General features: G+C 45.9%; 16 protein-coding genes and 3 tRNA genes. 2 read left to right on the top strand and 17 right to left on the bottom strand.

The window, feature by feature from the left end:
* Positions 1–29 precede the first annotated feature (29 nt).
* From ACXAER_RS19555 to aspS, 15 genes are all read right to left on the bottom strand, one after another.
* Positions 30–105 (bottom strand) — tRNA-Lys (locus ACXAER_RS19555).
* Positions 106–142: 37 nt separating this feature from the next.
* Positions 143–218 (bottom strand) — tRNA-Lys (locus tag ACXAER_RS19550).
* Positions 219–242: 24 nt separating this feature from the next.
* Positions 243–318, bottom strand: a tRNA-Lys gene (locus tag ACXAER_RS19545).
* 292 nt (positions 319–610) lie between these two features.
* Positions 611–1,405 carry a tol-pal system protein YbgF gene (gene ybgF / locus ACXAER_RS19540; protein WP_474832218.1) on the bottom strand — a complete coding sequence of 265 codons (795 nt, stop codon included), beginning with the start codon at positions 1,403–1,405 and terminating at the stop codon, positions 611–613.
* Entirely contained in the window at positions 1,405–1,971 is a 567-nt protein-coding gene (pal, locus tag ACXAER_RS19535; RefSeq protein WP_014948870.1) for a peptidoglycan-associated lipoprotein Pal, read from the bottom strand. Before pal ends, ybgF begins: the two co-directional genes overlap by 1 nt.
* 40 nt (positions 1,972–2,011) lie before the next feature.
* Complete coding sequence (tolB, locus tag ACXAER_RS19530) at positions 2,012–3,367, bottom strand: Tol-Pal system beta propeller repeat protein TolB (RefSeq protein WP_168463684.1); 1,356 nt, start codon at positions 3,365–3,367, stop codon at positions 2,012–2,014.
* Positions 3,368–3,371: 4 nt separating this feature from the next.
* Entirely contained in the window at positions 3,372–4,262 is an 891-nt protein-coding gene (tolA, locus tag ACXAER_RS19525; protein ID WP_474832212.1) for a cell envelope integrity protein TolA, read from the bottom strand.
* A 7-nt stretch (positions 4,263–4,269) separates the two neighbouring features.
* Positions 4,270–4,689 carry a protein TolR gene (tolR, locus tag ACXAER_RS19520; RefSeq protein WP_061485248.1) on the bottom strand — a complete coding sequence of 140 codons (420 nt, stop codon included), beginning with the start codon at positions 4,687–4,689 and terminating at the stop codon, positions 4,270–4,272.
* A 29-nt stretch (positions 4,690–4,718) separates the two neighbouring features.
* Entirely contained in the window at positions 4,719–5,408 is a 690-nt protein-coding gene (gene tolQ / locus ACXAER_RS19515) for a protein TolQ (protein ID WP_025254600.1), read from the bottom strand.
* Complete coding sequence (ybgC, locus tag ACXAER_RS19510; protein WP_024015995.1) at positions 5,398–5,796, bottom strand: tol-pal system-associated acyl-CoA thioesterase; 399 nt, start codon at positions 5,794–5,796, stop codon at positions 5,398–5,400. The genes tolQ and ybgC overlap by 11 nt, the downstream gene beginning before the upstream one ends.
* 586 nt (positions 5,797–6,382) lie before the next feature.
* Positions 6,383–7,387 carry a Holliday junction branch migration DNA helicase RuvB gene (gene ruvB, locus ACXAER_RS19505; protein ID WP_014976035.1) on the bottom strand — a complete coding sequence of 335 codons (1,005 nt, stop codon included), beginning with the start codon at positions 7,385–7,387 and terminating at the stop codon, positions 6,383–6,385.
* Positions 7,388–7,455: 68 nt separating this feature from the next.
* Positions 7,456–8,076: a Holliday junction branch migration protein RuvA gene (gene ruvA, locus ACXAER_RS19500; RefSeq protein ID WP_014948863.1), complete on the bottom strand. Its 621-nt coding sequence runs from the start codon at positions 8,074–8,076 to the stop codon at positions 7,456–7,458.
* Positions 8,077–8,112: 36 nt separating this feature from the next.
* Positions 8,113–8,631: a crossover junction endodeoxyribonuclease RuvC gene (gene ruvC, locus ACXAER_RS19495; protein ID WP_061485246.1), complete on the bottom strand. Its 519-nt coding sequence runs from the start codon at positions 8,629–8,631 to the stop codon at positions 8,113–8,115.
* Positions 8,631–9,071 carry a dihydroneopterin triphosphate diphosphatase gene (gene nudB, locus ACXAER_RS19490; protein WP_474832204.1) on the bottom strand — a complete coding sequence of 147 codons (441 nt, stop codon included), beginning with the start codon at positions 9,069–9,071 and terminating at the stop codon, positions 8,631–8,633. Before nudB ends, ruvC begins: the two co-directional genes overlap by 1 nt.
* Positions 9,072–9,074: 3 nt before the next feature.
* A complete protein-coding gene (gene aspS / locus ACXAER_RS19485) occupies positions 9,075–10,835 on the bottom strand; it encodes an aspartate--tRNA ligase (RefSeq protein ID WP_474832201.1) in 1,761 nt (586 codons plus the stop codon).
* Positions 10,836–11,083: 248 nt separating this feature from the next.
* Between aspS and ACXAER_RS19480 the strand changes: the two genes are divergently transcribed.
* Positions 11,084–11,935 carry a DUF72 domain-containing protein gene (locus ACXAER_RS19480; protein WP_474832198.1) on the top strand — a complete coding sequence of 284 codons (852 nt, stop codon included), beginning with the start codon at positions 11,084–11,086 and terminating at the stop codon, positions 11,933–11,935.
* A gap of 124 nt (positions 11,936–12,059) precedes the next feature.
* Complete coding sequence (locus tag ACXAER_RS19475; protein ID WP_474832196.1) at positions 12,060–12,545, top strand: GAF domain-containing protein; 486 nt, start codon at positions 12,060–12,062, stop codon at positions 12,543–12,545.
* Between the two features lie 86 nt (positions 12,546–12,631).
* Here the strand turns inward: ACXAER_RS19475 and ACXAER_RS19470 are convergent, their stop codons facing one another.
* Together ACXAER_RS19470 and ACXAER_RS19465 are read right to left on the bottom strand one after the other, a co-directional pair.
* Positions 12,632–13,972, bottom strand: coding sequence for a sigma 54-interacting transcriptional regulator (locus ACXAER_RS19470; RefSeq protein WP_474832192.1), 1,341 nt, complete (start codon positions 13,970–13,972; stop codon positions 12,632–12,634).
* Positions 13,969–14,553: a hypothetical protein gene (locus ACXAER_RS19465; protein WP_474832189.1), complete on the bottom strand. Its 585-nt coding sequence runs from the start codon at positions 14,551–14,553 to the stop codon at positions 13,969–13,971. Before ACXAER_RS19465 ends, ACXAER_RS19470 begins: the two co-directional genes overlap by 4 nt.

Below are 14,553 nucleotides of genomic sequence, written 5' to 3'. Positions count from 1 at the left end.
AGCGTTGTTTGAACATTAAGAAGACTTGATGGTGGGTCGTGCTGGATTCGAACCAGCGACCAATTGATTAAAAGTCAACTGCTCTACCAACTGAGCTAACGACCCATCAAGTGACACAAAGATAAGGAAGCAATTCAAATGATGGTGGGTCGTGCTGGATTCGAACCAGCGACCAATTGATTAAAAGTCAACTGCTCTACCAACTGAGCTAACGACCCATCATTTGATGCTAGGAGAGAAAGTGGTGGGTCGTGCTGGATTCGAACCAGCGACCAATTGATTAAAAGTCAACTGCTCTACCAACTGAGCTAACGACCCTTTCTTTCCTGTTGTTACCTGTGTCTTGGCAACGGCGGCATATAATACTCAGATTTTTATTCGACGCAACCCATAACGTCCTTTTATTTTCATTTTTCTGTCAAATTACGACTAAACGGTCAAAATGAAAACAAATCGCTGGGTATTTATACCAGTACTAAATGAGTTTAGTCAGGTTTCTACGAAATACAGTGAAATTTAGTGCAGAAGTTTTATGCACTCTAAATGGAATTTTTTGAAAAAAACTTTTCTCTAACTCATAAAAAAGCCTCTTTAAAAGAGGCTTTGTTCATTACAAGTTATTTAACCGAGATTCAGCGAGGCGCTTTGCTGAAGAATCTGGATATTCATTTACAACTTGTTGAAATAGCTGGCGAGCTGTTGAACTGTCTCCCGTTCGCTCAGCAATGACACCTAGTTTTAATAAGGCGTCAGGACGCTTAGCAGAATCGGTAAAGCGATTAGCTACAATATTAAATTGCTCACTTGCTTCGCTCCACTGCTGCTTATTAAACAACAGTTGCCCTAACCAATAGTGCGCATTTGGCGCATAACCACTGTTGGGAAAGCGTGAAATGAACGATTGAAACGCAGGAATCGCTTTATCGTACTCACGAGACTTAAGGATCAAATTCACCGCATTCTCGTAGGCTTCATCTTCACCTGCTTGCGGTGCTTGCGTTGGTGTAGGTGCTGTTGGAGAGCTTACAGAGCCCGAATCAACACCGGCACTAGGCATGGCACTACCTTGTAGCGAGCCACTTTGCTTAAGTGCTTCTACGCGTTTATCTATTTCAAGGTAAAGCTCACGCTGACGCTCAAGTACTTTTTGCAGTTCATTGGTATTAACCTCAACCGCACCACGCAGCTGGTCGACCTCCATTTGCATGTTATCTAACTGCGTTTGCAACCTGTGCTGCATTTCAGTTCGACTCTTAACAATACGCTCAAGCACTACAATACGCTGCTCTAATTCACTGCCGCCATTGGCGTCTACCACAGGCGCTTGCGCAAATGCGGTAGAAACAGCAAGGGCGGCACATAAAGTGACGCCCATTTTTAATGTCTTATTCGTAAGAATAGTCATTAGCGGTAAACAACCACTCCGCGACGGTTTTGAGCAAATGCATACTCAGTAGAACCCATCACTGCTGGTTTTTCTTCGCCGTATGAAACTACTGTTACTTGGCTGCTGCTTACGCCAGCATTAAGTAGGTAAGTTTCAACAGACTGTGCACGACGTTCGCCTAGCGCAATGTTGTACTCTGGCGTACCACGGCTGTCAGTGTGACCTTCAATAGTCACTTTAGTGCTTGGGTTTTTCACCAAGAACGCCGCGTGCTTGTCTAGAATACGCTGAAACTCTGGCTTAATGCTTGAGCGGTCAAAGTCAAAGTAAACGGTTTGTTCGTTCTTCAGCGCTTCCATTTCTTGCTGAACCATTTCTTCCTGACGCTTCATACGCTGTGCAGCTTCTGCTTTAACGCGCTGTGCTTCTGCTTCACGTGCTTCCGCTTCCGCAGCCGCTTGTTCTTGAGCAAGACGGTTACGCTCTGCTGCCAATTCTTCTTCGCTAGGGCCTGAAGAACATGCCATCATTGTCACTACTGGCAATGCGATAATGAAGCTCTTCATCACTTTATTCATTTGCATCCTACTAATCCTTAAATTTTATTGTTTAGTCGTTAAATTGTTAGAACAAAAATGGTGACCAACTTGGCGATTTAACTTGCCCATTGGCTGCTGGTAACCTAGCTTTAAAACGCCCATCTAAAGAAACCAGTGACAACACTTGGGTCCCCTCGTGAAGGGTGCTGTATATAATCATGCTTCCGTTCGGCGCTACGCTTGGTGATTCATCTAAGTACGTCCGTGTCAGTACTTGAGGTGATCCACCATCCAAAGACTGCTTCGCAATGTGATAGTTCCCATTAGTTTGGTTAACCATGATCATTTGCTTGCCGTCAGGGGTTAGCGTACCGCCAAGGTTCTGTTCACCTACAAAGGTAACGCGCCTTACTTTCCCAGAATTTAAATTTACGCTATATATCTGGGGTTTACCACCCCGTTCCGAGCTAAATATTAAACCGCTGCCATCGGGTAGCCATGCAGGCTCCGTATCAATCGCTCTATTGCGTGTAACTCGGCGAAGATTTTTTGTCGCTAAGTCCATCACATAGAGTTCAGGGTTTCCATCTTTCGACAAAACCATAGCAAGTTGCTTGCCATCTGGTGAAAACGTAGGACTACTGTTTATTCCTGGAAAATCAGTAATACGTGTACGTTCACTGGTGTAAATATCTTGAATGAATATTTGCGGTCTACGGTTTTCAAAGCTTACATAGGCTAGCTTCTCACCGTCAGGTGACCATACTGGCGACATAAGTGGCTCAGGAGACGACAGCAGACGGGTTTCGTTCTCGCCATCATAATCTGCAATCACTAATTGATAAGGCTTATCCACGGTGTCGCGGTCGCGAACAATGACATAAGCAATTTTCGTTAAAAATGCACCGCGAACACCGGTTAATTTTTCATAGACAATGTCGCTAATTCGATGCGCATACTGGCGAAAATCTCGGCCGTTGATCACTGCCTGACGGGCAGCTAGTACGTGATCATTACTCGATACCAAATTGCCGTCTTTGAGTACTTTAGCTTGCCCATTGTCAACTTGCCCTTTAAGTACATCAATCAACTCATAGGATACAAGGTAACGGTCGCCTCCTTGTGGCTCAATACTTCCCACTAATACAGTATCGACTCCAAGTGTCGCCCATGCTGTGTATGACACTTGCTCAGCGGTTTCTGGGTACTGTGGCATTTTATCGACAGATACCGGATTAAACTTACCACTACGCATTAAGTCGGCCATCACCACTTTAGAAATATCGCCAGGCATACTGCCCTGACCTTTCCATTTAAATGGCACAACCCCGATTGGACGTGCACTATCTACGCCCTCGGTTATCACAATTTCTAAGGATGCAAATACTTTGACACTAAAGGCCATCGTAATAAGCGCTATCCATAAACCTAGTTTTTTCATACCACTATAATTCCACTTTTAAAGTAATGTCTTTTAACTGCTCGTAAACGTCTGGCGCTTCAGATACCGGTAACTTTTCAGCCCTGCGAACCGCGCTTTCAGCCGCTCTACACAGCGCGTCATTGCCGCCGAGTACGCGAATACTCGTCACAAACCCTGTCGTTGCTAACCGAATATTCAATCGACAGGTTTTACCTTGATAGCTGTCGTCTGAATACAAGTTGCGTTTAATGGTTTGCTGAATAAGCGCGGTGTAGCGCTCGACTTCAGTAAGTACCTGTTTTCGCCTACGTTCTTGCTGTGCAGCTCGCTCTTGCGCTAACTGCTCTTGCATGATCCTTTCCATTTCAGCGCGTTCAGCTGCTTCTTTTTTCTTTCGCTCAGCCTCAGCTTTCGCTTTTGCTTCGCGCTCCTTACGCTCTTGTTCCTTCTGCGCTGCTAAGCGCTCCAAGTCTTTCTGACGTTTCGCTTCAGCCGCTTCTGCTTCACGCTTTTCTTTCGCACGCTTTGCTGCTAGCTGCTGGCGCTTTTTCTCTGCCGCGGCTTCTGCTTTTCTTTGCTTTTCTTGCTCTTCGGCTCTTGCTTGAGCTTCAGCTTGTGCCTGCTCCCTTTTTTGATCCGCAATCGCTTGCGCATCAATAAAGGTTGCTTCTATTACAGGCGCATTTGACGGCATACTCGGCAGAGGTTCAGGAGAAAAACTGACGCTAATTAGCAACAGTGCAGCAATAAAAAGATGCAAACCTATAGATTTGTAAAGCCCGATTTGTTCTGGGCTTATCCCACTGGCTTGCTTGGCACTTTTGCCGTTCTTTTTATCACCACTTACACCGTTACTCGCGTTGTTTGAGTGGATAGCGGTTGACGTGCTTTTCGACACTTCAGGTTTCGACATATCTATATTACTCAACCGGATCCGTCATTAACCCCACTGAAGGCACACCCGCTTGCTGTAATAACACCATTAGCTGTATCACTTCGTTATACGCTACTTGTCCATCGCCTTTAACCACTACGGGCGTGTTGGGCTCTTTGGTCAATTGTGCTTTTACAATAGCGCCAAGCTCATCTTCGCTAATTGGCGATTCTTGGTCTTCTCCTACATTAAGGAAGTAGCGACCTTTAACATCCACTGACGCAATAATAGGTGGTGTATCTTCCTGCTCTATCGGGTTGGCACTGGCTTTAGGCAAATCTACCTTTACCCCTTGAGAAATAAGCGGCGCCGTTACCATAAAGATAATAAGCAATACCAACATCACGTCGATGTAAGGCACTACGTTTATCTCTGATACGGGCCTGCGGCGTTTTCTTACATACATAACAAGTCCTCCGTTTGGAATGTAAACGCTTAGGCTTGTTGTTGTGCTTGCGCAGCAACGGCTTGGCGGTGAAGAATTGCAGAGAACTCTTCCATAAAGTTGCCGTAGCTATTTTCTAGCTTCTCAACTTGGTGGCTGAAACGGTTGTATGCGATTACAGCTGGGATAGCTGCGAATAGACCAATAGCGGTTGCAATAAGCGCTTCTGCAATACCAGGTGCAACCATTGCAAGGGTAGCTTGCTGCACTTCACCTAGTGCGATGAAGGCATTCATGATCCCCCACACAGTGCCGAATAGACCGATGTAAGGACTAATTGAGCCCGCCGTGGCTAAAAAGGGTAAACGACTTTCTAATTCTTCGACTTGGCGAGACATAGAAACACGCATGGCACGATATGTACCGTCAACAATGCCGTTGGTGGCAGTGTTAGATTTGCGTAGGCGAACAAACTCTTTAAAGCCTGAGCAAAAGATGCTGCCCATGCCTGTTAGGTTAGTTCTGGCGGAAAGTTCTTGATAAAGACGATTCAGGTCAGCACCCGACCAAAACTTGTCTTCAAACTGACGCATTTCGTTACGCGCAGCCGACAGAGCTTTACTTCGTTGAAATATAAATGTCCAAGACGCGACTGAAACGCTTAATAGTAGAAGCATAACAAGTTGAACAATAAAGCTTGCTTGTAAGAACAAGCCAATAAAAGTGAGATCAGATGACACGCGAAATTTCCCCTAACAAAGTACGTGGTAATCTTTTTGGCTTCATTACAGCCAAATCGACGCAGGCAACCTTAATATTTCCAGATACTAAGGTAACGCCTTGTTCATTTTTAATATTTTGTTGAAACGTCATACTAGCGCCTTTTAATTCTACAACGCGAGTTTCAATACTCAACAGTTGATTGAACCGTGCAGGCGCATAGTTATGCATTTCAACGTGTTTGACGACGAAAGCGATGGATTGTTCCATTAGCGTGTCTTGTTCAAAACCTAGCTCGCGAAGCCACTCTGTACGGGCTCGTTCCATAAACTTTAGGTAATTCGCATAATAGACGATACCGCCTGCGTCGGTATCTTCGTAATACACTCTTACCTGATGTAAATGCATAACTATTCCTTCACCTAAAAATTTAATAATCCAAAGCGGAGTTAAAATAACTAATTAGCGCGACAAAATGCAGAACAAAAACACTCCACAAGCCCCACCAAAGCTAACATTTAATCAAAAGTAAACCAATATTAAACACCCAGTTAACACATTAATTTTTCTAATCCAAAACAACAATTTTACTCAATTGTAGTTTTTTCTGCTCTCCCTATAATGCACAGCATCAGTCGTACAGAGCGTGATGGTGCTTAGCACGGTCATGCAAGAGTTATTCTCCTGTTAGACATGAGTTCCCTGGATTTATTTCCTTCAACACTTGTTGTTTTAGCCCGCTCAATGAGCGGGCTTTTTTTTGCCTGTAATTTAGCATCTTTACAAAACAAAATATTGGCGGCTCATGCTTAACTTGCACTACGCAATAATTCGCTATCCACTTTCAATGCTCTGAACTGACGGCTTCCCCCTTACGAGCATTTTCTTGTAGCGTTTGAAACGGCTTCTGTATTTTCTGTGTTGCCAAAAAAAGCCCAGCAATCCTGCTAGGCCTTTAAAACGAATCTGAACCTTCTTACAAAGGGACGGTAAATTATTCAGACGGAGCGAAGCCAAAGTGAAGATAGGCTCGCTGAGACACAATACGGCCTCGAGGCGTGCGCTGTAAAAAGCCCTGTTGAATAAGGAAGGGTTCAATCACGTCTTCTATGGTTTCTTTCTCTTCACCAATGGCCGCAGCCAAATTGTCTAAGCCTACTGGCCCACCATCAAACTTTTCGATAATAGCTGTAAGCAATTTGCGGTCCATGTAATCGAAACCTTCTTTATCAACGTCAAGCATATCCAGTGCCTTCGCTGCCGTATCGGCTCCCACCGTGCCGTCTGCTTTAATTTCTGCGTAGTCTCGAACACGGCGTAACAAACGATTAGCAATACGCGGCGTGCCACGCGAGCGACGTGCAACTTCTTGCGCACCTTCATCGTTCATGTCTAAATTCAGATAGCTCGCACTTCTTGCCACAATACTGGTAAGGTCTTTTACGTTGTAAAACTCAAGGCGTTGAACAATACCGAAACGGTCGCGTAATGGCGACGTTAGCGAGCCTGCGCGGGTGGTAGCACCTACCAGCGTAAAAGGAGGAAGGTCTAGCTTAATTGAACGGGCGGCAGGCCCCTCGCCTATCATAATATCAAGCTGGTAGTCTTCCATGGCAGGATAAAGAATTTCTTCTACCACTGGACTTAAGCGATGTATTTCGTCTATGAACAAAACATCATTGCGCTCAAGATTGGTAAGCAGTGCAGCCAAGTCGCCAGCTTTCTCAAGCACAGGGCCTGACGTGGTTTTAATGTTCACGCCCATTTCATTTGCGACAATATTGGCAAGCGTGGTTTTACCCAGTCCTGGCGGACCAAAAATAAGTAGATGGTCTAGCGCATCGTCGCGATTACGCGCAGCTTGAATAAAAATTTCCATTTGCTCACATACGTGAGGCTGCCCCGTATAATCTTCCAGCATTTTAGGGCGAATGGCGCGGTCGATGACCTCGTCTTCGGTGCTTGCTTCAGGCGTAATCAGTCTGTCGGCTTCAATCATGATAGTTCTACTTTAAACGGTGACGTGAAGACAGGCAGACTAATAACCGCTGTCTTCGTTGAGCGCCATTATATGGCCGCTTTTAATGATTCGCGAATAAGGGCTTCGCTTTCCATGCCCTCTTTATATACGCTGTCGACTAACTTGCTCGCTTGAGCAGGTTTATAGCCTAGTGCAATAAGCGCGCTTTGCGCTTCTTCCCGAGCGTCGTTTACAGCAACAATAGTGTTGGTGGATAACAAGTCGCCACTTGGGGGCGGTACAGCAATACTCTGCGCCTTACCAAATTTTGCTAAGCGGTCTTTAAGCTCTACCACTAAACGCTCTGCGGTTTTCTTACCTATACCCGGTAAGCTGACGAGCGCAGAAACGTCTTCATTTTGTACGCTCGCCAAGAACTGGCTTGCCGACATTCCAGATAAAATAGCAAGGCCTAACTTCGGGCCTACACCATTGGCTTTGATCAATTCTCTAAAAAGCCCTCTTTCCATTTTATCAGCAAAACCAAACAGTAACTGGGCGTCTTCACGAACCACAAAGTGTGTGTACACCACCACTTCTTCACCCACCGCGGGAAGCTGGTAGAAACTGGTCATAGGCATGTGAATTTCGTAGCCAACGCCGGCTACATCTACAAGAATTTCTGGAGGCTGTTTCTCAGCCAACGTACCGCGAATTCGTCCAATCATGAATTATCTCTGTAAAAGCGTGAGCTTCGAGCAGTGTTAGCGCAAACGACCACGAACGGTTTTTCGGGCTTGCCCTGCCATGTTTATCAGGCTCTGTTCGGTGTGTGCATGACACAAGGCAACGGCTAATGCATCGGCAGCATCGGCCTGTGGCGTGCCGCTTAAGCTAAGCAGGTGTTTTACCATGTGCTGAACTTGCGTTTTATCTGCGCCACCTTTTCCAACTACCGACTGCTTAATTTGCCTTGCGCTGTATTCAGCAACAGGAAGTTGCGCTTGGGTGGCTGCAACAATCGCGGCACCTCTAGCCTGACCAAGCTTCAGCGCTGAATCAGGGTTTTTCGCCATAAATACTTGCTCAATAGCAAACTGGTCGGGTTTATATTGACGAATAATATCGCCAACACCGGTAAAAATATTTGCAAGGCGAGAAGGCAAATCTGCCGTTCCAACGCGAATGCATCCGCTTGCTACATACACCAGTTTACCTTGCTTGCGTGCAATTAAACCGTAGCCTGTGATCCGAGAACCTGGATCTATACCCAGTATAACCATTAAGGCACACTCGGTACAAACAAAGATACCGCTTCTTTATTAGAGGGAGACCATAAACGCGCCAGTGCTTCGTCTTTCGACACCCATTCGTACTGCAAGTGCTCTGTTAAGACAATGGGCAAATCGCTGTTTATTTGAAGGGAAAATACGTGCTCTGTATTGTGCACAGTACCTGGGGGATAACGGTGTAGCCAACGGCTACGAATTTCATATCGGTTTTGCTTATCGTGGTCGTTAACCACAAAACCGTGTGCTTTGGCATCGATGCCAATTTCTTCACACACTTCACGATATGCCGTTTCTAAGGGTAACTCCCCCTCTTCTAACGCGCCGGTTACCGACTGCCAAAAGGTGGGGTCGTCTTGTCGTTGCAAAAGCAGCACTCGGTAGTGTTGGTCGTACAACACTACCAGTGCAGATTCAGGCTTCTTATACGCCATAAATTACGATTGCTTTTTCACCGTTGCAATAGCGAGCTCTTCAAGCTGCTGTGGGTTTGCAGGGCTAGGCGCCGATGTTAACGGACATGCCGCTGTGGTGGTTTTAGGGAATGCCATCACGTCACGAATAGACGTCGCGCCAGTCATAAGCATTACCAGACGGTCCAGACCAAACGCAAGACCTGCATGCGGCGGCGCACCAAAGCGCAGCGCGTCAAGCAAGAAGCCAAACTTGTTCTTCGCTTCTTCATCGTCAATGCCAAGAATGTTGAATACCGTAGACTGCATGTCTTCATTGTGAATACGTACAGAACCACCGCCTAATTCAACACCGTTCAATACCATATCGTAAGCGTCAGATAAGGCTTCAGCTGGGTTAGCTTTAAGTTCTTCTGGCGTTAAACCACGTGGTGCGGTAAACGGGTGGTGAATAGCATGTAGCTGACCGTCAAATTCTTCAAACATTGGGAAGTCAACAACCCAAAGTGGTTTCCACTCGCCTTCAAGAAGCTCAAAGTCTTCACCAAGCTTAAGACGAAGTGCGCCCATCGCTTCGGTAACCACAGTGTAGCTGTCTGCACCGAACAATAAAATATCGCCACTTTGTGCGCCAGTGCGCTCTAGCATGGCGTTAGTGATGTCTTCCGTTAGGAATTTAAGAATTGGCGACTGCAGGCCTTCAAGACCAGCACCGGCATCGTTAACTTTAACCCATGCTAGGCCTTTCGCGCCGTAAATACCTACAAATTTGGTGTAGTCGTCAATTTGCTTGCGCGAAAGCGACGCGCCACCTGGTACGCGAATAGCCGCAACGCGACCTTTAGGGTCGTTGGCTGGGCCGCTGAATACTTTAAAGTCAACGTTAGCAAGCAAGTCTGCAACGTCGGTTAACTCTAACGGGTTACGCAGGTCTGGCTTGTCGCTACCAAAGCGCGTCATGGCTTCTTTGTACGTCATGCGCGGGAAGTCGCCAAGGTCAACGTTTAGCATTTTGTTGAACAAGTCGCGGATCATGCGCTCGGTAATAGACATTACGCCATCGGCATCTAAGAACGTGGTCTCAATATCGATTTGGGTAAATTCTGGCTGACGGTCGGCACGTAAGTCTTCGTCGCGGAAGCACTTAACAATTTGATAGTAACGGTCCATACCCGACATCATCAGAAGCTGTTTGAAAAGCTGTGGCGATTGCGGAAGTGCAAAGAACTCACCTTTGTGCGTGCGGCTTGGCACTAGGTAGTCACGTGCACCTTCTGGCGTTGCCTTAGTAAGAATAGGTGTTTCAATATCAAGGAAACCTTCTTCTTCTAGGAAACGACGTACAGCACCGGTTACTTTTGCACGGAACTGTAAACGCTTGCTCATTACAGGACGGCGAAGGTCTAGATAACGATAACGAAGGCGCTGTTCTTCTGAGTTTTCTTGGTTCCAGTCTAGTGGAAGCACGTCAGATTTGTTGATCACTTCAAGGCCTGTGCCTAGGATCTCAATCTCGCCAGTGCGCATGTCTTTGTTTACTTGACCTTCAGGGCGCGCGCGTACTTTACCCGTTAGCTTTACACAGAATTCACTACGCAACGTGTTAGCTACAGATAACACGTCTGGTAAATCTGGGTCGAACACCACTTGTACGATACCTTCGCGGTCGCGTAAGTCGATGAAAATTACACCGCCTAAATCGCGACGCTTATTAACCCACCCGCAAAGGGTAACTTCTTGTCCAATGTATGATGAATCGATATTCCCACAGTAATCTGTGCGCATGGTCCTTGACCCCTGATGTTTTTCTCTTGCTTCGCATGCAGTGAATTGGCGTTCAAAACCGCTCATTTTTGGGCTTAAGACTTTGCCAAAAATCGCGTAAACTTGCTGGCCAATTAGCTGGCCCGCCCACAGCATGCATAATGTAATGATTTAAAGGCCGCATAGTATAAACAAATGCTTGATAAAGCCCAATGACAAATATGCACAAATCAGCCATATCACAAGGAAATCTCTATATTGGATTGCCAATGTGGCAACACAGCCATTGGCCAAGCACCTGGTTCGCTAATTATCCCAAGTCTGATAATGGATTGTCGCTGTATGCCAAGGAGTGTAATACGGTTGAAGGGAATACCACATTTTACTCTCTTCCCCACCAAGACGCTGTAGCGAGATGGTGCGATTCAGTACCCGACCACTTCAGGTTTACTTTCAAGTTTCACCAAAACATTACGCATGTACATCAATTACAGCATTGTGATGAAGAGGTTGCCCAGCAGCTTGCTTTATTAAGCCCGCTAAAAGAAAAACTAGGAGTAATGATGCTGCAACTGCCTGCTTCTTTCGGGCCAGAAAAGCTGCCCGTTCTGGATACTTTTTTAGCGAGGTTACCCCAAGAATTAAACGTAGCGGTTGAAGTGCGCCACTTGGCATTTTTTGCAAAGGGGGATGAGGAAAAGGCGCTTAACCAACTTTTGATCCGCCACAGTGCGAATAGAATCATTATGGACACCCGAGCGCTTTTCACTGGCTCTTTAGATGCAGGGGGAGCAAATAGACGAGCAATACTAGAGGAAGTGCGAGAGAAAAAGCCGCGAGTTCCCGTGAACGTTATCGCTACTGGCCATACTCCCATTGTGCGTTTTGTCGGGAACGATGTGGATGACGACAACGACCGCTGTTTGTTACCTTGGGTGAAAAAAGTGAAGATTTGGCAAAGTGAAGGAAAAGACGTGTACTTTTTTTGTCACCGCCCCGACAACAAAGATGCTCCCTGGCTAGCGCAGCAGTTTATCGATTTGTATAACAACGATAACCCATCACTTGTGCTAAATAACCTGTCTATTAAAAGCCAGCCCGAACAGAATGCACTGTTTTAATGACAAGCCAATGGCATTGGCCGATTAATATTTTTTTAATAGATAGCGTTTTTCTAATTCAACGGTAAACTACTGCTCTTATCTACTTTGGTACTACACCATTATTTACCGTGAAATAACCGCAATGAACCATGAATATGAGAAAGCGCGTATTGCTGCGCTTGAATCGCTAGATATATTAGATACTTCCCCAAGCGAACAACTTGACGAACTTACCAAAACTGTACAAGAAGAATTTAGTGCAAAAACTTGCTTGGTAAGCCTTGTTGCAGAAGATCGCCAATGGTTTAAGTCTCGCCAGTGTATGGATGCTACCGAAACACCGCGTAATATCTCGTTTTGCACCTACGCGATAGCCGAAGAAGAGTACTTAATTGTTCCCGACGCAAAAGCCGATAAGCTATTTGCTAATAACCCGCTAGTCACTGGAAACCCTTTTATTAGAGCGTATGCAGGTGTCATTTTGCGCAATAAAGACGGATACGAGTTGGGAACGTTATGCCTTCTGTTTGATGAACCACGTAACTTTACGGTACCTGAGATAGAAAGCTTAAAAAACCACGCCCGCACAGTTGAAGCCATTATTTTTTCAGAGCACCTTCCAGCATAACTTCAGCCCTACGCTTTTTGTATCGCAAAACAAAAACGCATCACTAAAAAGTGATGCGTTTAAAAACTCTCTAAGCTCGACTATGTCTATCTGAAATCAGCTGCGTCTAGCTCGTGCTTTTTCATAAGCTTGTGCATGTCAGTTCTATTTCTACCAGCAAGCTCCGCCGCCCGCGTTACGTTGCCGTCGGTCATTTTAAGCAGCTTATGCAAGTATTGCTGTTCAAACGCGTCTCTAGCCTCTGTAAGCGTTGGCCAGCTTTGTTTAGTAGCAGACAAGGCCTGTTCTACTAGGTGGAGCGGAATCACAGGCGTTTGCGTTAACGCAACACACTGCTCGACCACATTCACAAGCTGACGTACGTTACCTGGCCAAGATGAGGTTACTAGCTGTTGCATAGCGTCATCAGAAAATTGGCTTACATTCACGCCATGACGCTGCGCACTTTGCTGCAGCAGCGAGCGAGCCAAAAGTGGAATATCTTCACTTCGCGATTTCAGCGACGGAAGTTTTAGGTTCACCACGTTTAGACGGTAATATAAATCTTCGCGGAAGGTGCCTTCTTCCATTTCTTTGTGCAAGTCTTTATGCGTTGCAGAAATGATACGCACATCGATGTCTACGTGCTTGCTGCTACCTACTGGACGAATTTGGCGCTCTTGTAATGCACGCAACAGTTTTACCTGTAGCGTCATCGGCATATCGCCAATCTCATCCAAGAACAAGGTACCGCCGTCGGCTTCTCTAAACAGACCTGGGTGAGCAGCTACAGCACCGGTAAACGCACCTTTAGCATGCCCAAATAGCTCCGACTCAAGTAAGTTTTCTGGCAATGCTCCGCAGTTAATCGCTATAAATGGCTTGTCGCTACGGTTACTGGCCTTATGAATTGCATTAGCGAGCAACTCTTTACCGGTTCCGCTTGCGCCGCTAATAAGTACCGATACTTCTCTCTGCGCAATACGAAACGCTTGGTCTAGTACGTTTAGCATTTCCGGTGAGCGAGTAATGATGTCTTTCGCCCAATCCCCCGGCTGTGCAGCCTGAGATTGACTTAACGCTTTTTGCAAGAGCGTACGCAGCTCATCGTGATCCACTGGTTTCGGTAAGAAACCAAATACCCCGCGCTGCGTGGCCGCTACTGCATCAGCAATGGTTCCGTGGGCCGTCATTAAAATTACAGGAATGTCTTTTCTGATCCCCATTATTTCTTCGAACAAGCTTAAGCCATCTAGACCCGGCATGCGCAGGTCACTTAAAACAACGTCATAATTGTCGTTTTGAAGCTTTCTTAACGCCGATTGACCGTCTTCCACTGCGGTCACCTCATAACCTTCGCCTTCCAGACGAATGGTTAATAAGCGCAATAAGCTTTTATCATCATCAACCAACAATAAGTTAGGGTTACTACTCGCCTTCTCGCTCACTGTTGTGTACTCCTGTTTTTGTCCATCAATGTTGCTTCTATTTGCAACAGTTCTTCTAATTTTTTACGCAGATTAACGGCTTCTTGCTCTAGTGCCTTAACTTTCTCTCCACGAGATGTATTTTCTTGTTCCAACACAACCATTGCAGACTCAAGCTCCATTATCTGGTTGTTTTGCGAAGCTGCAATAACATTAACTACTTCTTGGGCTTCTACCGTGAATGCGCCCGCGATATCATTTAATGCTAGTTGTGCGCGCAACCTATCTTGATAAGGGGTGTCAGTGGGCAGTGTTAAAATATAAGCATGGATGGTATCAAACGCTGAATCCCCTAATGCTTTTAAAGCCTGCTTACGCTCCATCCAAGGTTGGTTGGCTGCAGCAATCCACGTATTAAGCCAATAAGCCGCATCACAATTGTGTTCGAAAACAGGGGGCGGCTCGTTAAACAAACAGATACCACGTTCTATTTTTGTTACAGGTGTCACTTCTTCTGGCTCACCCGTGTTGCTGCTGTTTCTGGTTAAACTCTGACATCCTGTCAGTACCAGTAAGGCAACAATTAAACCACTTATTCTCAT

The organism is Alteromonas sp. AWJ4_199, assembly GCF_056159165.1.
Note: the sequence above shows the minus strand (reverse complement) of the source record. Positions and strands in the feature narration are given on the sequence as shown.

Coding starts and splice junctions, on each gene's coding strand:
- ybgF (WP_474832218.1), bottom strand. CDS start 1,405: ATGACTATTCTTACGAATAAGACATTAAAAATGGGCGTCACTTTATGT.
- pal (WP_014948870.1), bottom strand. CDS start 1,971: ATGCAAATGAATAAAGTGATGAAGAGCTTCATTATCGCATTGCCAGTA.
- tolB (WP_168463684.1), bottom strand. CDS start 3,367: ATGAAAAAACTAGGTTTATGGATAGCGCTTATTACGATGGCCTTTAGT.
- tolA (WP_474832212.1), bottom strand. CDS start 4,262: ATGTCGAAACCTGAAGTGTCGAAAAGCACGTCAACCGCTATCCACTCA.
- tolR (WP_061485248.1), bottom strand. CDS start 4,689: ATGTATGTAAGAAAACGCCGCAGGCCCGTATCAGAGATAAACGTAGTG.
- ybgC (WP_024015995.1), bottom strand. CDS start 5,796: ATGCATTTACATCAGGTAAGAGTGTATTACGAAGATACCGACGCAGGC.
- ruvB (WP_014976035.1), bottom strand. CDS start 7,387: ATGATTGAAGCCGACAGACTGATTACGCCTGAAGCAAGCACCGAAGAC.
- ruvA (WP_014948863.1), bottom strand. CDS start 8,076: ATGATTGGACGAATTCGCGGTACGTTGGCTGAGAAACAGCCTCCAGAA.
- ruvC (WP_061485246.1), bottom strand. CDS start 8,631: ATGGTTATACTGGGTATAGATCCAGGTTCTCGGATCACAGGCTACGGT.
- nudB (WP_474832204.1), bottom strand. CDS start 9,071: ATGGCGTATAAGAAGCCTGAATCTGCACTGGTAGTGTTGTACGACCAA.
- aspS (WP_474832201.1), bottom strand. CDS start 10,835: ATGCGCACAGATTACTGTGGGAATATCGATTCATCATACATTGGACAA.
- ACXAER_RS19480 (WP_474832198.1), top strand. CDS start 11,084: ATGTGGCAACACAGCCATTGGCCAAGCACCTGGTTCGCTAATTATCCC.
- ACXAER_RS19475 (WP_474832196.1), top strand. CDS start 12,060: ATGAACCATGAATATGAGAAAGCGCGTATTGCTGCGCTTGAATCGCTA.
- ACXAER_RS19465 (WP_474832189.1), bottom strand. CDS start 14,553: ATGAGAATAAGTGGTTTAATTGTTGCCTTACTGGTACTGACAGGATGT.